The following is a 23,362-nucleotide window of genomic DNA, read 5'->3' on the forward strand; positions in this document are numbered from 1 at the left end:
ACGCAATACTCGTTGGTGGAGCGGTTCAATCGCTGATTGGTGTGCATTGATCGTTCCCCCGCTCTGCGTGGGAATGCAGCCGGGACGCTCTGCGTTCCAAAGCGTGACGCAGAGCGTCACAAGAGGCATTCCCACGCGGAGCGTGGGAACGATCATCCAAAGATTGTCTTTCCCGAACTGGACGACCTGTAGCAATAGCCGCGCGCGCAAAGAGGCTATATAGGCAACCTACCGTTTACTGAAGAAACGCAGCCACCCGCCCCGCCGCAGCCGACAAATGCTGCTCATGGGTAAACCCCGAAGCTTTCAACGGCTTCAGATCGTGATCCCCCGCCACCAGCCAGAACACTTCGATACTGGGTGACAAGGCATACCCTTCGACGGCTTCACGGTTACCCAACGCATCCCGCTCTCCCTGCACGATCAACGTCCGCGTTTTCAGCGCCGCCAAATGCTCGACCCGCGGTTTCTCCGGTTTACCCACCGCGTAGAACGGATAACCCAGGCATACCAGTGCATCGGCAGCCAACTCGTCAGCCAGCAAACTGGCCATACGCCCGCCCATCGACTTGCCACCAATGGCCAGAGTCCCGGTGACATGGCGTCGCACTTCGGCATAGACCTCGCGCCAGCATTCCAGCAATTTCGGCGCCGGGTTGGGTGGACGCTTACCGCCATCGATACGCCGCTGTGCCATGTACGGAAACTCGAAACGCAGCACGTTGACGCCCTGCGCCGCGAGCCGTGCAGCCATGTCGGTCATCCAGTCGCTGTCCATCGGCGCACCGGCGCCGTGGGCGAGAATCAAGGTCGCCGAAGAGGTGCCTGAAGCGACATCCCACAGCCATCCATGATCGCGCACACATTGCGCCCATTGATCCCCGTCAATACCGGCCTTGTGCCCTTTGGTCATGCTTGCCTCGCTTTTAGTCTGCCTATAACTCCGGCCGAAGGGCGCGCTGCGCGCTCACTTCGGCTGAACCGTGGATGGGGAACCATGAACACTTCTATCAGTACCGCCTACAACTACAAGGTGGTCCGCCAATTCGCCATTATGACGGTGGTGTGGGGCATCGTCGGCATGGGGCTCGGGGTTTTTCTCGCCGCCCAGTTGGTCTGGCCCGAACTCAACTTCGATTTACCCTGGACCAGTTTCGGCCGCCTGCGCCCGCTGCACACTAACGCAGTGATCTTCGCTTTCGGCGGCTGCGCCCTGTTCGCCAGTTCGTTCTATTCGGTGCAACGCACCTGCCAGACCCAGCTGTTTGCGCCGAAAATCGCCGCGTTCTGTTTCTGGGGCTGGCAACTGGTGATCCTGTTGGCAGCCATCAGCTTGCCGTTGGGTTACACCAGCTCCAAGGAGTACGCCGAGCTGGAATGGCCGATCGACATCCTCATCACCATCGTCTGGGTGGCCTACGCCATTGTGTTCTTCGGCACGGTGATGAAGCGCAAGACCAGGCACATCTACGTCGGCAACTGGTTCTTCGGCGGGTTCATCATCACCGTGGCGATTTTGCACATCGTCAACAACCTTGAGTTGCCGGTGAGCTTCACCAAGTCCTACTCGGTGTACGCCGGTGCTACCGACGCGATGGTGCAATGGTGGTACGGACACAACGCCGTGGGCTTTTTCCTCACCGCCGGGTTCCTCGGCATGATGTATTACTTCGTGCCCAAACAGGCCGAGCGCCCGGTGTATTCCTATCGCCTGTCGATCGTGCACTTCTGGGCGCTGATCACCCTGTACATCTGGGCCGGCCCGCATCACCTGCATTACACCGCGCTGCCGGACTGGGCGCAGTCGTTGGGCATGGTGATGTCGCTGGTGCTGCTGGCACCGAGCTGGGGCGGGATGATCAACGGCATGATGACGTTGTCGGGCGCCTGGCATAAGTTGCGCAGCGACCCGATCCTGCGTTTCCTCGTGGTGTCCCTGGCGTTCTACGGCATGTCGACCTTCGAAGGGCCGATGATGGCGATCAAGACCGTCAACGCCCTCTCCCACTACACCGACTGGACCATCGGCCACGTTCACGCCGGCGCGCTCGGCTGGGTGGCGATGATTTCCATCGGCGCGCTGTACCACATGATCCCGAAAGTCTTCGGCCGCGAGCAAATGCACAGCATCGGCCTGATCAACGCGCACTTCTGGCTCGCCACTATCGGCACCGTTTTGTACATCGCCTCGATGTGGGTCAACGGCATCGCCCAGGGCCTGATGTGGCGCGCGGTCAACGAGGACGGCACGCTGACTTACTCCTTCGTCGAAACCCTGGCGGCCAGCCATCCAGGCTTCGTCGTGCGACTGGTGGGTGGCGCGATTTTCCTCAGCGGCATGTTCCTGATGGCTTACAACACCTGGCGCACCGTACGGGCTTCGCAGCCTGCCGACGTCGCCGCTGCCGCGCAGATGGCCTGAGGAGTCCGCCATGAAACACGAAACAATCGAGAAAAACGTCGGCCTGCTGATGCTGCTGATGGTGTTCGCCGTGAGCATCGGCGGCCTGACCCAGATCGTCCCGCTGTTCTTCCAGGACGTGACCAATAAACCGGTGGAAGGCATGAAGCCCTACACCGCGCTGCAACTGGAAGGTCGAGACATCTACATCCGCGAAGGCTGCGTCGGCTGCCACTCGCAGATGATCCGCCCGTTCCGCGCCGAAACCGAACGCTACGGCCACTATTCAGTGGCCGGTGAAAGCGTTTGGGATCACCCGTTCCTCTGGGGCTCGAAACGTACCGGTCCGGACCTGGCGCGGGTCGGCGCGCGTTACTCGGATGACTGGCACCGCGCGCACTTGTACAACCCGCGCAACGTGGTGCCGGAATCGAAAATGCCCGCCTACCCGTGGCTGGTGGCCAATCAACTCGATAGCAACCACACCGAAAACAAGCTCAAGACCATGCGCACTCTGGGTGTGCCGTACACCGACGAGGACATCAGCGGCGCCGTTGCCTCGCTCAAAGGCAAGAGTGAAATGGATGCGCTGGTCGCCTACCTGCAAGTGCTCGGCACTGCGATCAAGAGCAAGAGGTGAGCCATGGTCGTTGAATTGAGTACTGGAATGATCCGCGGACTGGGCACGGTCGTGGTCTTCGTAGCCTTCCTCGGCCTGACCCTTTGGGTATTCAGCAGCAAGCGCAAAACGGAATTCGCCGAGGCGCGCCTGCTGCCGTTCGCCGACGAGCTGCAACCCGACATCACCGACGAAATCGAAACAAGGAGTACCCGGCCATGACCACTTTCTGGAGTACGTGGATCTGCGTACTGACCATCGGCAGCCTGATCGGCCTGACCTGGTTGCTGATCGGCACCCGCAAGGGCGAAACCAAAGGCAGCGTCGACCAGACCATGGGCCACAGCTTCGACGGCATCGAGGAGTACGACAATCCGTTGCCGCAATGGTGGTTCATGCTGTTCGCCGGCACGCTGGTGTTTGCCGTCGGCTACCTGATCCTTTATCCGGGTCTGGGCAACTGGAAAGGCATCCTGCCCGGTTACGAAAACGGCTGGACCGGCGTGCACGAATGGGAAAAGGAGATGGACAAGGCGGACGCGAAGTTCGCGCCGATATTCGCCAAATTCGCCGCGATGCCAGTGGAAGAAGTGGCCAACGATCCGCAAGCGCTGAAAATGGGCGGACGCTTGTTTGCCTCCAATTGCTCGGTGTGCCATGGCTCGGATGCCAAGGGCGCGTTCGGCTTCCCCAATCTGGCGGACAGTGATTGGCGCTGGGGCGGCAACGCCGACACCATCAAGACCACCATCATGGGCGGTCGCATGGCGGCCATGCCGGCCTGGGGGGAAATATTGGGTGAGGATGGCGTGAAAAACGTCGCTGCGTACGTTCGTCATGAACTGGCCGGCCTGCCATTGCCCGCCGACACCAAGGCAGACCTGCAGGCCGGACAGCAGGCGTTCAACACCACGTGCGTAGCCTGTCACGGGGCAAACGGGCAAGGCACCGAAGCCATGGGAGCGCCGAACCTGACACACCCGACCGGTTTCATCTATGGCACCAGCCTGACCCAGCTTGAACAAACGATTCGGCATGGCCGCCAGGGCCACATGCCGGCGCAAAATGAACTGCTCGGCAACGATAAAGTGCAACTGCTCGCGGCTTACGTGTACAGCCTTTCCAGAGGTGACAAGCAGTTGAGCGGCAAGCTTCAAGCTACAGGCGGCAAGTGAAGGCATAAGCAAAAACCGCAGGCACGGGCTCTAACCTGGAGCTTGTAGCTTGCGGCTTGTAGCTGCTTCTTTTTGTCGCACCCCCCTCCAGTCTTCCTTTCGGATCCCCGGATTCGGGTCTAAGCTCTCCCGATGCGGACTGGCCGGTGCCAGCTCCAGGTCGACCCTTAAACGATGTGTTCTACGAATCGGCTGACTGACAGGCCGCAAAGGCTGGTAGTTACCGGCTGTCGCGCCAATTGCCTGCGATCACTCAACGCTGTGTTTGAACACACCTCGTAACATCCGACCTGCCCCCCTCGCCTCTCGAGTCCGCCGAGACATTTTGCCCATGGGCAATTTTGTCCTTACGCGGCGCATGGAAAGGCCGCAGAATCAGCATTTGAAAGCATTGACCCAGGTCATGGCGCGTTGCAATGACCCCCTGCTTTCTACATACTTGCGGCCGATTTTTAATCCTAATAAAACACCCAAACCGTGGAACCTTAGAATGAGCACAGCAATCAGTCCGACTGCTTATAACTATAAGGTAGTCCGCCAGTTCGCCATCATGACGGTGGTCTGGGGGATCCTTGGCATGGGGCTCGGTGTCTTCATCGCCTCGCAACTGGTTTGGCCGGAGTTGAACTTCGGTCTGGCCTGGACGAGCTTTGGACGCCTGCGCCCGTTGCACACAAACCTGGTGATTTTCGCCTTCGGTGGATGTGCACTGTTTGCCACTTCCTATTACGTCGTGCAGCGAACCTGCCAAACGCGACTGATTTCCGACAGCCTCGCAGCCTTCACCTTCTGGGGATGGCAAGCGGTGATTGTCGGCGCGATCATTACCTTGCCGATGGGTTTGACCACCACCAAGGAATACGCGGAACTGGAATGGCCCCTGGCTATTCTGCTGGCCATTGTCTGGGTCACCTACGGCCTGGTGTTCTTCGGCACCATCGTCAAGCGCAAGACCAAGCACATCTATGTGGGTAACTGGTTCTACGGCGCGTTCATCGTCGTGACCGCGATGCTGCACATCGTCAACCACATGTCGCTGCCGGTCAGCCTGTTCAAGTCGTACTCGGCCTACTCGGGTGCGACCGACGCGATGATCCAGTGGTGGTACGGCCACAACGCCGTGGGCTTCTTCCTGACCACCGGCTTCCTGGGGATGATGTACTACTTCGTGCCGAAACAGGCCGAGCGTCCGATCTACTCCTATCGCCTGTCGATCGTGCACTTCTGGGCGCTGATCACCCTGTACATCTGGGCCGGTCCGCACCACCTGCACTACACCGCGCTGCCGGACTGGGCGCAATCGCTGGGCATGGTGATGTCGCTGATCCTGCTGGCACCGAGCTGGGGCGGCATGATCAACGGCATGATGACCCTGTCGGGCGCCTGGCATAAGCTGCGCACCGATCCGATCCTGCGTTTCCTGGTCGTTTCCCTGGCGTTCTACGGCATGTCGACCTTCGAAGGACCGATGATGGCGATCAAGACCGTGAACTCGCTGTCGCACTACACCGACTGGACCATCGGCCACGTACACGCCGGCGCCCTCGGTTGGGTAGCGATGATCTCGATCGGCGCGATCTACCACATGATCCCGAAACTGTTCGGCCGCGCGCAGATGCACAGCACCGGGCTGATCAATGCGCACTTCTGGCTCGCCACCATCGGCACCGTGCTCTACATCGCTTCGATGTGGGTCAACGGCATCACCCAGGGCCTGATGTGGCGTGCAATCAACGATGACGGCACCCTCACCTATTCGTTCGTCGAAGCGCTGCAAGCCAGCCACCCTGGCTTCATCGTTCGCGCATTGGGCGGTGCGTTCTTCGCCACCGGCATGCTGTTCATGGCCTACAACGTATTCCGTACCGTACGCGCCTCGAATCCGGCTGAAGCTGAAGCCGCCGAACAGATTGCTGTAGTTGGAGCTCACTGATGAAGCATGAAGCAGTCGAGAAGAATATTGGCCTGCTGGCCTTCTTCATGGTTATCGCCGTCAGTGTCGGCGGCCTGACCCAGATCGTTCCGCTGTTTTTCCAGGATGTCACCAACAAGCCGGTCGAGGGCATGAAGCCCCGCACTGCCCTTGAACTGGAAGGCCGGGACGTTTACATCGCCAACGGTTGTGTCGGCTGCCACTCGCAGATGATCCGCCCGTTCCGTGCTGAAACCGAACGCTACGGCCACTACTCGGTCGCCGGTGAAAGCGTTTGGGACCACCCGTTCCTGTGGGGTTCCAAGCGTACCGGTCCGGACCTGGCCCGCGTCGGCGGCCGTTACTCCGATGACTGGCAGCGTGCGCACCTGTACAACCCGCGCAACGTGGTGCCGGAATCGAAAATGCCGGCCTACCCGTTCCTCGTGGAAAACAAGCTCGACGGCAAAGACACCGCCAAGAAAATGGAAGTCTTGCGCACGCTCGGCGTCCCTTACACCGACGAAGACATCGCCGGCGCCAAGGATGCTGTAAAGGGCAAAACCGAAATGGACGCGCTGGTGGCCTATCTGCAAGGCCTGGGCACCATCATCAAAAGCAAACGGTGATCTAAATGGATATCGGGATGATTCGTGGCCTGGGCACCGTCGTTGTGATGGTGGCCTTCATCGGTCTGGCGTTGTGGGTATTCAGCCCCAAGCGCAAGTCAGAGTTTGAAGACGCGACCTTGCTGCCTTTTGCGGATGATCCCGAAGCCATCAAGCACGTCGAGCAAGCTTCTAGGAGTAACAAAGAATGACTACATTCTGGAGTCTGTACGTCACAGTCCTCAGTCTCGGTACGATCTTTTCCCTGACCTGGCTGCTGCTGTCGACCCGCAAGGGCCAGCGCACCGAGTCCACCGAAGAGACGGTTGGGCACTCCTTCGACGGTATCGAGGAGTACGACAACCCGTTGCCGAAATGGTGGTTCATGCTGTTCGTGGCCACCATCATTTTCGCCCTCGGCTACCTGGTACTGTATCCGGGCCTGGGCAACTGGAAAGGCCTGCTGCCGGGTTACAACTACCTGGACAACGAGAAGCAGACCGCGTTCGCCAACGGCCAGACCGGCTGGACCGGCGTTCACGAGTGGGAAAAGGAAATGGCCAAGTCGGATGCCAAGTTTGGCCCGATCTTCGCCAAGTTCGCTTCCATGCCAATCGAAGAAGTGGCCAAGGACCCGCAAGCCCTGAAGATGGGTGGCCGCCTGTTTGCCTCCAACTGCTCGGTTTGCCACGGTTCCGACGCCAAGGGCGCCTACGGCTTCCCGAACCTGACCGACGCCGACTGGCGCTGGGGCGGCGAGCCGGAAACGATCAAGACCACCATCATGGGTGGCCGTCACGCAGTCATGCCGGCGTGGGCTGAAGTCATTGGCGAGCAAGGCGTTGCCGATGTGGCGGCGTTTGTCCTGACCAACCTCGATGGCCGCAAGCTGCCGGAAGGCGCCAAGGCTGATCCGGTTGCCGGCCAGAAGCTGTTCGCCGCCAACTGCGTGGCGTGCCACGGCCCGCAAGGCAAAGGCACTCCGGCCATGGGCGCGCCTGACCTGACTCACCCGGGCGCGTTCATCTACGGCTCGAGCTTCGCTCAATTGCAGCAGACCATCCGTTACGGCCGTCAGGGCCAGATGCCTGCGCAAGACGCGATGCAAGGCAACGACAAGGTTCATCTGCTGGCCGCTTACGTGTATAGCCTCTCTCATGGAGAGAAGGCTCCAGCGGCGGACGCCCAATAAGGGAAACGCTTGATGCAACGAAAAGGCCCTGTCATCTGACAGGGCCTTTTTTTTGAGTCGCCAACGTGTTTCCCACATCAAGGTTGCGTGGCACTCAGCATAGTAGTAACGTTTCTACATTAGTTTATTCAGGAGGGTCATACATGATGGCCATCACCACCATTTCCAGCCGCGAATTCAACCAGGACACAAGTGGTGCCAAAAAAGCCACACGCCAGGGGCCGGTTTTCATCACTGACAGAGGCAAACCGGCGCATGTGCTGCTAAGCATTGAGGACTACCAAAAACTCACTGGCATCAACGCCGACATCGTCGAACTCCTGGTCATGCCTGAAGCGGCAGATATCGAGTTCGAAACCGAGCGTGCCGTGATCACTCATCGCCCTGTGGATTTGTCTTGATGTACCTGCTCGACACCAACGTGATTTCCGAACTTCGCAAACCCCAGGCTGACGCAAATGTCGTCGCCTGGGCCAAAGGCATTATCGCTTCACGCATGTTCATTTCAGCCATTACCCTCAAGGAGCTGGAGACCGGAGTGCTCCGCATGGAGCGTCGCGATGCCGTTCAGGGAAAGATATTGCGCACCTGGCTCAAGCGTCATGTCTTACCGGCATTCGATGCCCGCATTCTGCCGATCGATGCTGCCGTGGCCCTTCGATGTGCCAGTTTGCACGTTCCGGATCGCGCAAACGAAGCAGACTCGTTGATTGCAGCGACTGCGCTGATTCATGGTTTGACCGTGGTTACCCGCAATGTCGGTGATTTTCAATTCAGTGGCGTGCAGTTGATAAACCCATGGGCCGATTGAGCGCCAACGGCCGCAAATCCGTCCATAATTCACAAGTCAATTGATTCAAGTCATTACACCATCGATTAATTTCTCCCAACGTGACCAAAGGTCGCACCCTTGGGCTAGAGCGACAGGCGTATCATTGCGCCACTGCAACACCTCTTTTTGACCGCGGTCGGCACGTACTGACCGAGGCATTTGTCCACTGCCGTGGGATGCAATGATGAGCAACCAGATTCCGGTACACGACGTCACTCCAACCGCGAAGAACGCGAACAACAGCGTCGATCTCTACGCCTCTCGAGAAAAGATCTACACCCGCGCCTTCACCGGACTGTTCCGCAATCTGCGCATGGCCGGCGGTGCCGTTTTGTTCCTGTTGTATTTCGGTACGGTCTGGCTCAATTGGGGTGGCCATCAGGCTGTCTGGTGGAACCTGCCCGAACGCAAATTCTTCATTTTCGGCGCGACCTTCTGGCCTCAGGATTTCATCCTGCTGTCTGGCATGTTGATCATTGCCGCGTTCGGCCTGTTCTTTATCACGGTGTATGCCGGCCGGGTCTGGTGTGGTTATACCTGTCCGCAAAGTGTGTGGACGTGGATCTTCATGTGGTGTGAAAAGGTCACCGAGGGTGACCGCAACCAGCGCATCAAGCTCGACAAGGCGCCGATGGGTGCCAACAAATTCCTGCGCAAATTCAGCAAGCACACCCTGTGGCTGCTCATCGGCTTTGTCACCGGCATGACCTTCGTCGGCTACTTCTCGCCGATCCGCGAACTGGTGATCGATTTCTTCACTGGCGAGGCCGATGGCTGGTCGTATTTCTGGGTAGCCTTCTTCACCCTTGCCACCTACGGCAACGCCGGTTGGCTGCGTGAGCAAGTGTGCATTTACATGTGTCCGTACGCGCGTTTCCAGAGCGTGATGTTCGACAAGGACACGCTGATCGTTTCCTACGACCCGCGCCGTGGCGAAAGCCGTGGCCCGCGCAAGAAAGGGATCGATTACAAGGCTCAGGGCCTGGGTGATTGCATCGACTGCACCATGTGCGTTCAGGTCTGCCCGACCGGCATCGACATCCGCGACGGCCTGCAAATCGAATGCATCGGTTGTGCCGCCTGCATCGATGCCTGCGACGCCATCATGGACAAAATGGAATACCCGCGCGGCTTGATCAGCTACACCACCGAACACAACCTGTCCGGGCAGAAAACCCATAAACTGCGTCCGCGCCTGATCGGCTATGCCGTGGTGTTGCTGGCGATGATCAGCTTGCTGGTGACCGCGTTCTTCATGCGCTCGCTGGTGGGCTTCGACGTCAGCAAGGACCGGGTTCTGTACCGCGAGAACGCCGAGGGCCGGATCGAAAACGTCTACAGCCTGAAAATCATGAACAAGGATCAGCGCGACCACACGTATGTGCTTGAAGCCACCGGCCTGCCGGATCTCAAGCTGCAAGGCCGACGCGAGATCAAAGTTGCGGCCGGTGACATCATCAGCCAGCCGGCCGAGTTGTCCGTGGCGCCGGAACACCTGCCATCGAGCACCAATGAGGTGAAATTCATCCTCAAGGATGCCGATGACGCCAGCATCCACGTTGAAGCCAAGAGCCGATTCATCGGCCCACAAATTCGTTGAGAGAAGTGATCATGTCCGCAGCAAACGCCGCAAGTCCCTGGTACAAGCACCTCTGGCCATGGATCATCATCGGGATCCTGGCCTGCTCGGTGGCCTTGACCTTGTCCATGGTGACCATTGCGGTGAACAACCCGGACAACCTGGTCAACGACAACTATTACGAAGCCGGCAAAGGCATCAACCGCTCTCTGGATCGCGAATTATTGGCGCAAACCCTGTTGATGCGCGCCAGCGTGCATCTGGATGACGTGACCGGCGAAGTCGACCTGCGCCTGAGCGGCAACAGCCAGCCCAAGACCCTGGAGCTGAACCTGATCTCGCCGACCCAGCCGGAAAAAGACCGCAAAATCACCCTCACCCGCAGCGAAACCGAACAGGGCCGTTACATCGGCCAGTTGAGCGACAAGATCGAGGGTCGCCGCTTTGTCGAATTGCTGGGCAGCCAAGACGACCATATCTGGCGCATGTTCGAAGAAGAACTGGTCAGCCATGACAAGGACCTGCTGCTCGGGGACGAGCCCCTGCAGGGCGCGGAAGACCTGAAGAAGTAATAACCTGCGAATGCGATCAAATGTGGCGAGGGAGCTTGCTCCCGCTGGGGCGCGAAGCGCGCCCAAAACCTGCAGACCGGTCCTTTCAGTCTCAGCGAGTTCGCCGATTTGCGACTGCTACGCAGCCGAGCGGGAGCAAGCTCCCCCGCCACAATGGTTTTCATGGCAACACACATGACCACTCCACTTCCCTGCTACCACTGCGCCCTGCCCGTCCCGTCCGGCAGCCGCTTCACCGCCATCGTGCTCGGGGAGCCACGCGAGTTCTGCTGCCCGGGTTGCCAGGCGGTGGCCGAAGCCATCGTCGCCGGCGGATTGGAAAGCTACTACCAGCATCGCAGCGAAGCCTCGGCCAACCCCGAAGCCTTGCCGGTGCAGTTGGTGGACGAACTGGCGTTGTATGACCGCGCCGATGTGCAGCAACCGTTCGTGCGCCACCAAGGCGAACTCGCCGAAACCACACTGCTGATGGAAGGCATCAGCTGCGCGGCCTGCGGCTGGCTGATCGAGAAACACCTGCGCACATTGCCCGGCGTGGATGAAGCCCGTTTGAATCTGTCGAACCATCGGCTGCACGTGCGCTGGGCCGACGCTCAACTGCCGCTGAGCAAAATACTCAGCCAACTGCGCTACATCGGTTACGTCGCCCACCCTTATCAGGCCGACCGCGCCAGCGAACAACTGGCCAGTGAAAATCGCCTGGCTTTGCGCCAACTTGGCGTCGCCGGGCTGCTGTGGTTCCAGGCGATGATGGCAACCATGGCCACCTGGCCGGAATTCAACATCGACCTCAGCCCTGAACTCCATGCGATCCTGCGCTGGGTCGCGCTGTTCCTCACCACACCGATCGTGTTCTACAGCTGCGCGCCGTTCTTCAAGGGCGCCATGCGTGACCTGCGCACCCGTCACCTGACCATGGACGTTTCAGTGTCGCTGGCAATTGGCAGCGCCTACATCGCCGGGATCTGGACCTCGATCACCGGCGTCGGAGAGCTGTATTTCGATGCGGTCGGCATGTTCGCGCTGTTCCTGCTGGCCGGGCGCTATCTTGAACGACGCGCCCGCGAACGCACGGCCGCCGCCACTGCACAACTGGTCAATTTGCTGCCCGCTTCGTGTTTGCGGCTAAGCGCTGACGGCCAGAGCGAACGGATCCTGTTGAGTGAACTGCAAGTGGGCGATCAGGTGCTGGTGCATCCAGGCGCTGTGCTGCCCGCCGATGGCAGGATCCTCGACGGCCAGTCGAGTGTCGATGAGTCGCTGTTGACCGGAGAATACCTGCCGCAGGCCCGCACCCCGGGCGATGCAGTCACCGCTGGCACCCTTAACGTTGAAGGCGCACTGACCGTCGAAGTCCAGGCGCTCGGCCAGGACACCCGGCTCTCTGCCATCGTGCGTTTGCTTGATCGGGCGCAAGCGGAAAAACCGCGCCTGGCGGAAATTGCCGACCGCGCCGCGCAATGGTTCCTGTTGCTGTCGCTGATCGCGGCAGCGGCCATCGGCCTGCTGTGGTGGGAACTGGATTCGTCGCGGGCGTTCTGGATCGTGCTGGCGATGCTGGTCGCGACCTGCCCTTGCGCGTTGTCCCTGGCCACGCCGACCGCGCTTACCGCAGCGACCGGCACCTTGCACAAACTCGGCTTGCTGCTGACCCGTGGTCACGTTCTGGAAGGCTTGAACCAGATCGATACGGTGATATTCGACAAGACCGGCACCCTCACCGAAGGACGTCTGACTCTGCGTTCGATTCGCCCGCTCGGCGACCTCGACAGCGACCAGTGCCTGGCGCTCGCCGCCGCACTGGAAAACCGCTCTGAACACCCGATCGCCCGTGCGTTTGGCCGCGCACCGTTGGCCGCTGAAGAAGTCCACAGCACGCCGGGGCTTGGCCTGGAAGGCGTGGTCGGCGATCAACGATTGCGGATCGGCCACCCCGGTTTTGTCTGCGAACTCAGCGGCGCTGGCGTGCCAGTGATGCCCAACGAAGCCGGCCAATGGTTGTTGCTCGGTAACCGTCACGGGCCGTTGGCCTGGTTTGTCCTCGACGACCGGCTGCGCGCCGATGCCGCTGCCCTGCTGACGGCATGCAAGGCCCGTGGCTGGCGCACCTTGCTGTTGTCCGGCGACAGCTCGCCGATGGTCAACAGCGTAGCTGCTGAACTCGGCATCGATGAAGCCCGGGGAGGATTGCGTCCGGACGACAAACTGCAAGTCCTGCAACAATTGCACAGGGACGGACGCAAAGTGCTGATGCTCGGCGATGGTGTCAACGATGTACCCGTGCTGGCTGCGGCGGACATCAGCGTCGCCATGGGTTCGGCCACTGACCTGGCAAAAACCAGCGCCGACGCGGTGCTGCTGTCCAATCGCCTCGATGCCTTGGTGCAAGCCTTCAGTCTGGCGCGACGCACCCGTCGGGTAATCATCGAGAACCTGTTATGGGCCGGGTTGTACAATGGCCTCATGTTGCCGTTCGCCGCCCTCGGCTGGATCACGCCAGTGTGGGCTGCCGTCGGCATGTCGATCAGTTCGTTGACCGTGGTGCTCAATGCGCTGCGCCTCACTCGCCTGCCGGGTGTACAAGGTGCCGACGCCACGCCAGAAACCCGCCCGCTGCCGGCCTGAGCCGCGCGGGCATGGAGTCCAGATGCCAGCTCTCTACGTGATGATCCCGGCCGCACTGCTGATCGTGGCCATCGCTGTGTACATTTTCTTCTGGGCGGTCGACAGCGGTCAGTACGACGACCTCGACGGCCCGGCCCACAGCATCCTGTTCGATGACCAGGACCCGAATCACACCGCTGCGGTCGACGAGGCCAGCGGCCATCCGGCCAAACCCGACGACAAGGCTCCGCCCCATGCTTGAATTGGCGCCACTGTTGGTGTCTGCGCTGATTCTCGGTCTGCTCGGTGGTGGCCATTGCCTGGGCATGTGCGGCGGCCTGATGGGCGCGCTGACCCTGGCGATTCCCAAGGAACAACGCAGTCGTCGCTTTCGCCTGCTGCTGGCCTACAACCTTGGACGAATCCTCAGCTACGCCACCGCAGGACTGTTGATCGGCCTGGCCGGCTGGGCCGTGGCCAACAGCCCGGCGGCAATGTTCCTGCGACTCCTTGCCGGGTTGTTGCTGATTGCGATGGGTTTGTACCTGGCGGGCTGGTGGAGCGGCCTGACGCGCATTGAAAGTCTCGGTCGTGGCCTCTGGCGGCATATCCAGCCGATTGCCAACACACTGCTGCCGGTGTCGAGCCTTCCTCGTGCGCTGCTGCTGGGCGCGCTCTGGGGCTGGCTGCCGTGCGGCCTGGTTTACAGCACCTTGCTGTGGTCGGCCAGTCAGGGCAATGCCCTGGACAGTGCCTTATTGATGCTGGCATTCGGGCTGGGAACGTGGCCGGTGCTGCTGGCCACCGGGCTGGCGGCTGAACGGGTGACCGCGTTGTTGCGCAAGCGCAGCATACGCATGGCCGGTGGGCTGCTGGTCATGCTGTTTGGTATCTGGACCTTGCCGGGACCGCACCAGCATTGGCTCATGGGGCACTGATTGTGGCGAGGGAGCTTGCTCCCGCTGGGGCGCGAAGCGGCCCCAAAAAATGGGACCGCTGCGCAGTCCAGCGGGAGCAAGCTCCCTCGCCACAAAAACGATCGGAGCCCGGATATCCTTGATGCAAATCAAGATGCATCAACACCACCGCCCCTAGACTGGCCGGCACTGCCAGACTATCCGGGGGAATGCCCGCATGATGCTCGACGCCATTCGTTGGGACACCGATCTGATCCGCCGTTATGACCTGGCGGGACCGCGCTATACCTCCTATCCGACTGCCGTGCAATTCCACAGCAAGATCGGCACTTTCGACCTGTTCCACGCCCTGCGCGACAGCCGCAAGGCCCTGCGCCCGTTGTCGCTGTATGTGCACGTACCGTTCTGCGCGAACATTTGCTACTACTGCGCCTGCAACAAGGTCATCACCAAGGATCGTGGCCGGGCACTGCCCTACTTGCAGCGCCTGGAGCAGGAAATCCAACTGATCGCCTGCCACCTCGACCCGGCGCAAAAAGTCGAGCAACTGCACTTCGGTGGCGGCACGCCAACCTTTCTCAGCCATGACGAGCTGCGTCAATTGATGGCGCACCTGCGCAAACACTTCAATCTGCTCGACGATGATACCGGCGACTACGGCATCGAAATCGATCCCCGCGAGGCAGATTGGTCGACCATGGGGTTGTTGCGCGAGCTGGGCTTCAATCGGGTCAGCATCGGCCTGCAAGATCTCGACCCCGCCGTGCAGCGCGCCGTCAATCGCCTGCAAAGCCTGGAGGAAACCCGCGCGGTGATCGACGCCGCCCGGACCCTGCAGTTTCGCTCGATCAACATCGACCTGATCTATGGTTTGCCGAAGCAGACACCGGAAAACTTCGCCCGCACCGTCGAGGAAGTCATCAGCCTGCAACCGGACCGGCTCTCGGTATTCAACTACGCGCACCTGCCGGAACGGTTCATGCCGCAACGGCGAATCAACGGTAATGAACTGCCGACGCCAGCCAAGAAACTGGAAATGCTCCAGCGCACCATCGAGCAATTGACCGCCGCCGGTTACCGTTACATCGGCATGGACCACTTTGCACTGCCCGACGATGAACTGGCGATCGCCCAGGAAGAATCGACCCTGCAACGCAATTTCCAGGGCTACACCACCCACGGCCATTGCGATTTGATCGGTCTCGGCGTCTCAGCGATCAGCCAGATCGGCGACTTGTACTGCCAGAACAGTAGCGACCTGAATCAATACCAGAACGCCCTGGCCTCTTCGCAACTGGCCACCAGCCGCGGCCTGTTGTGCAACGCCGACGACCGCTTGCGCCGTGCAGTGATACAACAATTGATCTGTAACTTCAGCCTGGAGTTTGCCCAGATCGAACAGGCCTTCAACATCGATTTTCAGGGCTATTTCGGCGAACTGTGGCCGCAGTTGCAGCGCATGGCCCAAGACGGCCTGATCGCGTTCGACAGCGACGCAATTACCGTGTTGCCAGCCGGGCGCTTGCTGGTTCGCTCGGTGTGCATGGTGTTCGATGCCTACCTGGAACAACACAGCCGCCAACGGTTTTCCAGAGTGATCTAATCGCTGCGACATAACCGCCACGTACTGGCCTCAATGTCCTTGGGTGAGTTACCCTTACGTCTTATGTGTGTTTTCCCACAAGGATTGAAGAAATGTCCGAGCCAGTTAAGTTGCGCGCTCATACCCAGGCCCACTGCAAGGATTGCAGCCTGGCCCCGCTGTGTTTGCCGCTATCGCTGAATCTGGAAGATATGGACGCGTTGGACGAAATCGTCAAACGTGGCCGCCCACTGAAAAAAGGCGAGTTTCTGTTCCGTCAGGGCGACACTTTCGACTCCGTTTACGCGGTCCGCTCCGGAGCCCTCAAGACCTTCAACCTCAGTGATGCCGGCGAAGAACAGCTCACCGGTTTCCACTTGCCGAGCGAACTGGTCGGCCTGTCGGGCATGGACACCGAAAAACACCCGGTATCGGCGCAGGCGCTGGAAACCACATCGGTGTGTGAAATCCCCTTCGAGCGCCTCGACGAACTGGCCCTGCAACTGCCGCAATTGCGTCGTCAATTGATGCGTGTGATGAGCCGCGAGATTCGTGACGATCAACAGATGATGTTGCTGTTGTCGAAAAAAACCGCTGACGAACGCATTGCCACGTTCCTGGTCAACCTGTCAGCACGCTTCCGTGCCAGGGGCTTCTCGGCCAACCAGTTCCGCCTGAGCATGTCGCGCAACGAAATCGGCAACTATCTGGGTCTGGCGGTGGAAACCGTGTCACGGGTGTTCACGCGTTTCCAGCAGAACGAACTGATTGCCGCCGAGGGCAAGGAAATCCGCATCCTCGACCCGATCCAGCTGTGCGCCCTGGCCGGCGGTTCACTGGAAAGCTGAAACAAGCGGTTGCGGCTGAGCGAAACGGTTCAGCCGCCGTTATACTGCGTCGTTTGCAGCCTGCCAGGACACCCGACGATGGTCTTCGACTCCTTCGACATCAAATCCCTCATCCGCCCCGTGATCGACTTTCCCAAGCCGGGCGTGATCTTTCGTGACATCACCCCGCTGTTCCAGTCGCCCACGGCGCTGCGCCTGGTGATGGACAGCTTCGCCCATCGTTACGTCGAGGCCGATTTCACCCACATTGGCGCGATGGATGCCCGGGGTTTCCTGATCGGTTCGGTGCTGGCCTACCAGCTGAACAAGCCGCTGGTGCTGTTCCGCAAGCAAGGCAAGCTGCCTGCCGACGTATTGGCCGAGGGCTACGCAACCGAATACGGCGAAGCGTTTCTCGAAGTACACGCCGACAGCCTGTGCGAAGGCGATTCGGTGGTGATGTTCGATGACCTGATTGCCACTGGCGGCACCCTGATCGCCGCTGCGAACCTGATTCGACGCATGGGTGCGCGGGTGCATGAAGCGGCGGCGATCATTGATCTGCCAGAGCTGGGTGGCTCGCAGCGATTGCAGGACATGGGCATCCCGACCTTCTGCCTGACGCAGTTTGCGCTGACGGATAAATAACCGGCGGCTGTCAGACCGCTATCGCTGGCAAGCCAGCTCCCACAGGTTTCACCGTCATGCACAGGATGTCTGTACGGCATAAACCACTGTGGGAGCTGGCTTGCCAGCGATGGCGTCATCGGCCACACGACCGCCTATAACCCCATCTGCTTGCTGATGATCTCGTTCATCACCTCACGTGTCCCGCCGCCAATCGACAGAATCCGGTTATCCCGATACAGCCGCTCCACCAGGCTTTCGCGCATGTAGCCCAACCCGCCCAGAATCTGCACGGCATCGCTGACGATCCGGTCCGCCGTATCCGTCGCAAAGTTTTTGGCCATGGAAATATCCTTGATCACACTCTGCCCCGCCGCCATTTTCGCTGCTTGCCGGTAGGTGAATTCGCGTGAAACCTCAAGCTGTGTGGCCATCTCGGCGAGGCGGTGCTTGATCACCTGGAACTTGCCGATCGGTTTGCCGAAAGCCTCACGCGCCCGCGCCCACTTCAGACTTTCCTCGAGCGCCAGTTGCGCGGTCATGTTGGCCATCAGGGCCAGTGCCAGGCGTTCGCTCTGAAAGTTGCCCATGATGCAGGCGAAGCCCATGTTCTCGGCGCCGATCAGATTGCCTACAGGTACACGGCAATCATCGAAGAACAGTTCGGCCGTGTCTGACGCCCACCAGCCCATTTTCTTCAACTGCCGCCCCACAGTGAAACCGGGAGTGCCCTTCTCGATCAGCAACAGGCTGATACCGGCGAAACCCGGCGCGCCGGTACGCACGGCCACGGTGTAGTAATCGGCACGGACACCGCTGGTGATGAAGGTTTTGCTGCCGCTGACCCGGTAAACATCACCCTCACGCACGGCGCGGGTTTGCAGATTGGCGACGTCGGAGCCGCCGCCGGGTTCGGTGACAGCCAAGGCGCTGATTTTTTCCCCGGCCAGTACCTGCGGCACCACTCGGTCACGGATTTCAGGTGTGGCCCACTTGAGTATGGGCGGCAGGCCGATGTCCAGAGAACCGAGCCCCGCCACCAGGCCACCGGAGCCGCAACGCATCAGTTCCTCGCTGGCGGCGACCTTGGCGAACAGGTCGCCCTCGTGACTGCCACCGTAACGCTCAGGGTATCCAATGCCGAGAATCCCGGCCGTGCCAGCCTTCAGATAAAGCTCACGGGGAAAGCTTTCGGCTTCTTCCCACTGGTCGATGTCCGGAAGAATCTCGCGCTCGACGAAACGTCTGACGCTGTCGCGGACCAATTGGTGGCTGGGGTCGAAGTATTCCTGAAAGGCAGACATCGGCGAACTCCACTGAAGGGTTCAGCGAAGTTAACCGAGCGCTTGCTTGGTTTTCAACAGGATTGTGTATATCAGGGAGATCTGGGCGCGGCTTTCGCGGGCAAGCCTCGCTCCTACCGGTTTTGTCCTGGAGGATCACGGCTAGCCCGCGAAGACGTCGCTTGAGCCGCTAAAAGACAATGGGCTTACGCCCCGCAAACGAATGCGCCAGCGTCCCGCCATCCACCAATTCCAGCTCGCCACCCAGCGGTACGCCATGGGCGATACGCGAGGCGATGAGGCCTTTGCTGCTGAGCAACTGTGCGATGTAGTGGGCCGTGGCTTCGCCTTCTACCGTCGGATTGGTCGCGAGAATGACTTCGGTAAAGCTGCCAGCCTCCTCGATCCGCGCCATCAACTGCGGAATCCCGATGGCTTCCGGCCCCAGGCCATCAAGGGGCGACAGATGCCCCTTGAGTACAAAGTAGCGGCCGCGGAAACCGGTCTGTTCCACGGCGTAGACATCCATCGGCCCTTCCACGACGCACAACAGCGTATCGTCGCGGCGGGTATCGGCGCATTGCGGACAGAGGTCATCCTCGGTCAGTGTGCGGCACAAACGGCAATGACCGACCCCTTCCATGGCCTGACTCAGGGCCAGCGCCAATCGCGATCCGCCACTGCGATCACGTTCGAGCAACTGCAACGCCATGCGCTGGGCGGTTTTCTGACCTACGCCTGGCAAAATTCGCAGGGCGTCTATCAGTTGGCGAATCAAAGGGCTGAAGCTCATGAGGAAAAAGTCCGACAAAACAACGAGACGCGGTTTATACCCGCGCCTCTGATTAGCGTCAAATCACGTTGTCAATTACGCGCCCTGTGCAACGCGCACCACCAGTTTGCCGAAGTTGCGTCCTTCCAGCAGACCGATGAACGCTTGCGGTGCGTTCTCCAGGCCGTCGACTACGTCTTCACGGAATTTCACCTTGCCATCACGCACCCACGGCGCCATCGCACTGATGAATTCCGGCTGCCGATCGCCATAGTCGTCGAACACGATAAAACCCTGAATGCGTACGCGCTTGGTCAGCAGCGTACGCTGCAACAGCGGCAGACGATCGGGCCCGCTCGGCGCTTCGCTGGCATTGTACGAGGCAATCAGGCCACACAGCGGAATCCGCGCCTTGGGATTGAGCAATGGCACCACAGCATCGAACACCTTGCCACCGACATTTTCGTAGTAGATATCGATGCCATCGGGACACGCCTGGGCCAGTTCATCGGCGAAACTCGCGCTCTTGTGGTCGATGCAGGCATCGAAGCCCAACTCCTCGACCACATAGCGGCATTTGTCCGCACCGCCAGCCACGCCGACCACGCGCAGGCCTTTGATCTTCGCCACCTGGCCAACCACCGACCCCACCGCGCCGGAAGCCGCCGCAACCACCAGGGTTTCGCCGGCCTTGGGCTGCCCGATATCCATCAAGCCCATGTAAGCAGTCATGCCGGGCATACCCAACACCCCCAGGGCCATGGATGGGCTCGGCAAGCCGTTCGGGACTGGAATGATGCCGCGACCGTCATTGATGCTGTGACTTTGCCAACCCGTGGCGCCAACCACCAGATCGCCTTCCTGAAACTTGGGATTGAGCGAGCGCTCGACCCGGCTGACAGCGCCACCGATCATCACGTCGCCGATTTCCACGGGGGCGGCGTAGGACGGAGCGTCGCTCATGCGTCCGCGCATGTAAGGGTCCAGCGAAAGGTAAAGGGTCTTGAGCAGTACCTGACCGTCGGCAAGCTCGGGCAGCGCGACACGCTCCAGACGGAAGTTTTCCGGCGTCGGTGCGCCTACCGGGCGTGAGGCCAGGACGATACGTTGGTTGAGCGTCATGGGATCGGACATGTCAGCGTCTCCTTTGATCAATGAGTTGGGGGATATAGGGAGCAGACCTTTGTGCGGGTATGGCGTTCGATGTATCTCAGTTCTGCCGCGATGAAGTCCTGCCAGACACCTCATGAAAACAAGCCGAAAACAAAAATGCCAGGCGTGATGCCTGGCATTTTTTGTAGCTCATCTATCGCCCAAAGGCGAATCAGAACGGCAGCTTCATGCCCGGCGGCAGTTGCATGCCTGCGGTCATGCCGGACATCTTGTCCTGGCTGTTGGCTTCGATCTTGCGCACCGCATCGTTGACGGCTGCGGCGAACACTGCCTCCAGCATCTCGCGATCGTCTTCGCTCAGGCCTTCGACCATGCTTGGGTCAATGGTCACGCGCTTGACGTCATGACGACCGGTCATCACCACGGTGACCATATCGCCACCGGCTTTACCGGTGACTTCGGCGTTGGCCAGCTCTTCCTGCATCTTGGCCATTTTTTCCTGCATCTGCTGTGCCTGCTTCATCAGGCCGGCCATGCCACCTTTCATCATGGGAATCACCTCAAAAGTACTTGGATAAAAACAGCGCCCGGCCCTGACGGCCGAACGCCCTCAGTTATTAGCCCTGACTGACCAGAGCTTCGACAGGTTCAATAGTATCGTTACGGATCACTGCACCGAACTGCTGCATCATTTGCTGGATGAACGGATCACCGTGGATCGACTCCTCGGCCTCGCGCTGACGGTCGGCACGACGACGGGACGCCGCCTGGGCCGGGGTTTCCTGCTCGGGCTTGATCAGTTCCATGGTCAGGGTCAGGGTGCGCCCGTGATACTGGTTCAGGGCATCGTTGAGCCGGCGCTGTTGCGTGGCATTGAACAAGGCACTGTGAGCCGGGTCCAGGTGCAACAGCCAGTTGTCGCCATCCACGGCGATCAGCGTGCAGTTAGCAGCGATGCTGCCGGTCATGCCGGAGATCGCCAGCTTCGGGAACAGCTCCAGCCACTGCAGGGCAAGGCCTGTGGCCGGTGCCGCTGCGGGCTCAGGTTCGGGTTCCGGTGCGGGCTCGGCGGCATGCTCGCTGGCCAGTTCGTCGAGATAACTGTAAGCCGAATCCATGTCCGGCTCGATGTAGTCCTCATCGAGCGGCGGCTCGTCGTCGATGTCCATGCCAGGCGTCGCGGCATCGACCTCTGCCACAGATGGTTCCGGAATTGGCGTAGCGGCCCATTCAGGCGCATCCGGCACCACACTGTCAGGCGTCGGCAACGGCATCGGTGGCAACTCGGGCTGTTCGCTGGTGGTTTCCAGTACAGGCTCGACCGCTGGCTGCTGAGCCGGAGCAGGCTCGACCGGATCGTTCCACGGCAGATCGACCACATCTTCGACCACGGCCGCATCGACCGCAGGCTCAGGCTCGACAACCGATGCAACCGGCTCAAGTTCGGGCTCTGGTGCTGGTGCCGGAGCCACAACCGCAGCCGCAGCTGGTGCGATGGGCGCAACGGGTGTCGGTGCCACTGCAGCAGCGACTACCGGCGCAACAACCGGCGCGGCAGCCACTGAATCTGCGGAATCAACTGTGGCCTGGCTGATCCCCACTGGCTTTAGCGGTTGCCTCGGGGCATCCGCAGTGTCTGCCGGTCGGAACGCGAGCATCCGCAGCAGCACCATTTCAAACCCGCCGCGGGGATCCGGCGCCAGCGGCAAATCGCGGCGGCCGATCAGGCCCATCTGGTAGTAGAACTGCACATCCTCAGCCGGCAGCGCCTGCGCCAAAGCCAGTACCCGGTCACGGTCGCCGTGACCATTGTCGACGCCTTCGGGCAGGGCCTGGGCGATGGCGACACGGTGCAGCACATTGAGAATTTCCGACAGCACGCCATTCCAGTCCGGGCCTTGTTCGGCCAAGTGGCGGACCGCTTCGAGCAAGGCCTTGGCGTCACCTTCGATCAACGCATGCAGGACGTCGTAGACCTGACCATGATCGAGAGTTCCAAGCATCGCCCGCACATCGGCGGCCATGACCTTGCCCTCGCCGAAGGCAATCGCCTGGTCGGTCAGGCTCATGGCGTCGCGCATCGAACCATCGGCGGCACGCCCCAGCAACCACAACGCGTCGTCTTCGAACGGCACGTTTTCGACACTGAGCACGTGGGTCAAATGCTCGACCACCCGTTCCGGGGTCATGTTCTTCAGGGAGAACTGCAGGCACCGCGAAAGAATCGTTGCAGGAAGTTTCTGCGGGTCGGTGGTGGCCAGGATGAACTTGACGTAGGGTGGCGGCTCTTCAAGGGTTTTGAGCAGCGCATTGAAGGAATGGCTGGAGAGCATGTGCACTTCGTCGATCAGGTAGACCTTGAAGCGCCCGCGGCTCGGGGCGTACTGCACGTTGTCGAGCAGTTCGCGTGTATCCTCGACCTTGGTCCGGCTCGCGGCGTCGATCTCGATCAGGTCGACAAACCGGCCCTCATCGATCTCCCGGCACACCGAACACTCGCCACACGGCGATGAAGTAATACCTGTTTCACAGTTCAGGCATTTGGCGATGATCCGCGCGATGGTGGTCTTGCCGACCCCGCGCGTACCGGTGAACAAGTAGGCGTGGTGCAGCCGCTGGCTGTCCAAGGCATTGATCAGAGCCTTGAGCACATGGGTCTGGCCGACCATTTCGCGGAACGAGCGCGGACGCCATTTACGTGCAAGAACCTGATAACTCATCGAAAACCGTCGCAGCGAAGGAAGCAG

General features: G+C 60.3%; 24 protein-coding genes. 18 read left to right on the plus strand and 6 right to left on the minus strand.

Annotation, left to right across the window (positions count from 1 at the left end; genetic code table 11):
* Positions 1-235: 235 nt before the first annotated feature.
* The gene (locus D8V06_RS20450; protein WP_056857004.1) at positions 236-913 is read right to left on the minus strand and encodes an alpha/beta fold hydrolase; all 678 of its coding nucleotides are present in this window, start codon (positions 911-913) and stop codon (positions 236-238) included.
* 84 nt (positions 914-997) lie between these two features.
* On the opposite strand from D8V06_RS20450, the gene ccoN (D8V06_RS20455) reads away from it, so the two are divergent.
* The 18 genes from ccoN (D8V06_RS20455) (at position 998) to D8V06_RS20550 (ending at position 17,468) form a co-directional block, all read left to right on the plus strand.
* Positions 998-2,422 carry a cytochrome-c oxidase, cbb3-type subunit I gene (ccoN, locus tag D8V06_RS20455; protein WP_130908174.1) on the plus strand — a complete coding sequence of 475 codons (1,425 nt, stop codon included), beginning with the start codon at positions 998-1,000 and terminating at the stop codon, positions 2,420-2,422.
* A 10-nt stretch (positions 2,423-2,432) separates the two neighbouring features.
* Entirely contained in the window at positions 2,433-3,041 is a 609-nt protein-coding gene (ccoO, locus tag D8V06_RS20460; protein WP_130931680.1) for a cytochrome-c oxidase, cbb3-type subunit II, read from the plus strand.
* A 3-nt stretch (positions 3,042-3,044) separates the two neighbouring features.
* Complete coding sequence (locus D8V06_RS20465; protein WP_130931681.1) at positions 3,045-3,242, plus strand: CcoQ/FixQ family Cbb3-type cytochrome c oxidase assembly chaperone; 198 nt, start codon at positions 3,045-3,047, stop codon at positions 3,240-3,242.
* Complete coding sequence (gene ccoP, locus D8V06_RS20470) at positions 3,239-4,195, plus strand: cytochrome-c oxidase, cbb3-type subunit III (RefSeq protein ID WP_130906167.1); 957 nt, start codon at positions 3,239-3,241, stop codon at positions 4,193-4,195. Before D8V06_RS20465 ends, ccoP (D8V06_RS20470) begins: the two co-directional genes overlap by 4 nt.
* A 490-nt stretch (positions 4,196-4,685) precedes the next feature.
* Positions 4,686-6,128 (plus strand): cytochrome-c oxidase, cbb3-type subunit I, encoded by a 1,443-nt coding sequence (ccoN, locus tag D8V06_RS20475; RefSeq protein ID WP_130931682.1) that lies wholly within the window; start codon positions 4,686-4,688, stop codon positions 6,126-6,128.
* Positions 6,128-6,736: a cytochrome-c oxidase, cbb3-type subunit II gene (ccoO, locus tag D8V06_RS20480; RefSeq protein WP_007905434.1), complete on the plus strand. Its 609-nt coding sequence runs from the start codon at positions 6,128-6,130 to the stop codon at positions 6,734-6,736. Before ccoN (D8V06_RS20475) ends, ccoO (D8V06_RS20480) begins: the two co-directional genes overlap by 1 nt.
* A 5-nt stretch (positions 6,737-6,741) precedes the next feature.
* Entirely contained in the window at positions 6,742-6,927 is a 186-nt protein-coding gene (locus tag D8V06_RS20485) for a CcoQ/FixQ family Cbb3-type cytochrome c oxidase assembly chaperone (protein WP_003175465.1), read from the plus strand.
* Positions 6,924-7,907, plus strand: a complete 984-nt coding sequence (ccoP, locus tag D8V06_RS20490; protein ID WP_056856998.1) for a cytochrome-c oxidase, cbb3-type subunit III — start codon at positions 6,924-6,926, stop codon at positions 7,905-7,907. The genes D8V06_RS20485 and ccoP (D8V06_RS20490) overlap by 4 nt, the downstream gene beginning before the upstream one ends.
* Positions 7,908-8,053: 146 nt before the next feature.
* Entirely contained in the window at positions 8,054-8,308 is a 255-nt protein-coding gene (locus tag D8V06_RS20495; protein WP_056857098.1) for a type II toxin-antitoxin system Phd/YefM family antitoxin, read from the plus strand.
* A complete protein-coding gene (locus tag D8V06_RS20500; RefSeq protein ID WP_130906165.1) occupies positions 8,308-8,718 on the plus strand; it encodes a type II toxin-antitoxin system VapC family toxin in 411 nt (136 codons plus the stop codon). Before D8V06_RS20495 ends, D8V06_RS20500 begins: the two co-directional genes overlap by 1 nt.
* Before the next feature lie 205 nt (positions 8,719-8,923).
* Positions 8,924-10,339: a cytochrome c oxidase accessory protein CcoG gene (gene ccoG, locus D8V06_RS20505; RefSeq protein ID WP_130908175.1), complete on the plus strand. Its 1,416-nt coding sequence runs from the start codon at positions 8,924-8,926 to the stop codon at positions 10,337-10,339.
* 11 nt (positions 10,340-10,350) lie between these two features.
* Positions 10,351-10,890, plus strand: coding sequence for a FixH family protein (locus tag D8V06_RS20510; RefSeq protein WP_130906163.1), 540 nt, complete (start codon positions 10,351-10,353; stop codon positions 10,888-10,890).
* Between the two features lie 174 nt (positions 10,891-11,064).
* Positions 11,065-13,515 carry a heavy metal translocating P-type ATPase gene (locus D8V06_RS20520; RefSeq protein ID WP_130931683.1) on the plus strand — a complete coding sequence of 817 codons (2,451 nt, stop codon included), beginning with the start codon at positions 11,065-11,067 and terminating at the stop codon, positions 13,513-13,515.
* 22 nt (positions 13,516-13,537) lie between these two features.
* A complete protein-coding gene (gene ccoS, locus D8V06_RS20525; RefSeq protein ID WP_047531427.1) occupies positions 13,538-13,756 on the plus strand; it encodes a cbb3-type cytochrome oxidase assembly protein CcoS in 219 nt (72 codons plus the stop codon).
* Complete coding sequence (locus D8V06_RS20530; protein ID WP_056856993.1) at positions 13,749-14,432, plus strand: sulfite exporter TauE/SafE family protein; 684 nt, start codon at positions 13,749-13,751, stop codon at positions 14,430-14,432. The genes ccoS and D8V06_RS20530 overlap by 8 nt, the downstream gene beginning before the upstream one ends.
* Positions 14,433-14,631: 199 nt before the next feature.
* Complete coding sequence (gene hemN, locus D8V06_RS20540) at positions 14,632-16,014, plus strand: oxygen-independent coproporphyrinogen III oxidase (protein ID WP_056857097.1); 1,383 nt, start codon at positions 14,632-14,634, stop codon at positions 16,012-16,014.
* Positions 16,015-16,106: 92 nt separating this feature from the next.
* Positions 16,107-16,841, plus strand: coding sequence for a fumarate/nitrate reduction transcriptional regulator Fnr (fnr, locus tag D8V06_RS20545; protein WP_056856992.1), 735 nt, complete (start codon positions 16,107-16,109; stop codon positions 16,839-16,841).
* Positions 16,842-16,919: 78 nt separating this feature from the next.
* The gene (locus D8V06_RS20550; protein WP_056856991.1) at positions 16,920-17,468 is read left to right on the plus strand and encodes an adenine phosphoribosyltransferase; all 549 of its coding nucleotides are present in this window, start codon (positions 16,920-16,922) and stop codon (positions 17,466-17,468) included.
* Between the two features lie 134 nt (positions 17,469-17,602).
* On the opposite strand, the gene D8V06_RS20555 is transcribed toward D8V06_RS20550, so the two are convergent.
* The 5 genes from D8V06_RS20555 to dnaX form a co-directional block, all read right to left on the minus strand.
* Positions 17,603-18,751: an acyl-CoA dehydrogenase family protein gene (locus D8V06_RS20555; protein WP_130906160.1), complete on the minus strand. Its 1,149-nt coding sequence runs from the start codon at positions 18,749-18,751 to the stop codon at positions 17,603-17,605.
* A gap of 169 nt (positions 18,752-18,920) precedes the next feature.
* Entirely contained in the window at positions 18,921-19,523 is a 603-nt protein-coding gene (gene recR / locus D8V06_RS20560) for a recombination mediator RecR (protein WP_130906159.1), read from the minus strand.
* 75 nt (positions 19,524-19,598) lie between these two features.
* Positions 19,599-20,636, minus strand: a complete 1,038-nt coding sequence (locus D8V06_RS20565; protein ID WP_130931684.1) for an NADP-dependent oxidoreductase — start codon at positions 20,634-20,636, stop codon at positions 19,599-19,601.
* A gap of 190 nt (positions 20,637-20,826) precedes the next feature.
* Positions 20,827-21,165: a YbaB/EbfC family nucleoid-associated protein gene (locus D8V06_RS20570; protein ID WP_056856987.1), complete on the minus strand. Its 339-nt coding sequence runs from the start codon at positions 21,163-21,165 to the stop codon at positions 20,827-20,829.
* 67 nt (positions 21,166-21,232) lie between these two features.
* A complete protein-coding gene (gene dnaX, locus D8V06_RS20575) occupies positions 21,233-23,335 on the minus strand; it encodes a DNA polymerase III subunit gamma/tau (protein WP_130931685.1) in 2,103 nt (700 codons plus the stop codon).
* Between the last annotated feature and the right edge of the window lie 27 nt (positions 23,336-23,362).

Origin of the sequence: Pseudomonas sp. Sample_24, assembly GCF_004307605.1 — a bacterium.
Lineage (GTDB): Bacteria > Pseudomonadota > Gammaproteobacteria > Pseudomonadales > Pseudomonadaceae > Aquipseudomonas.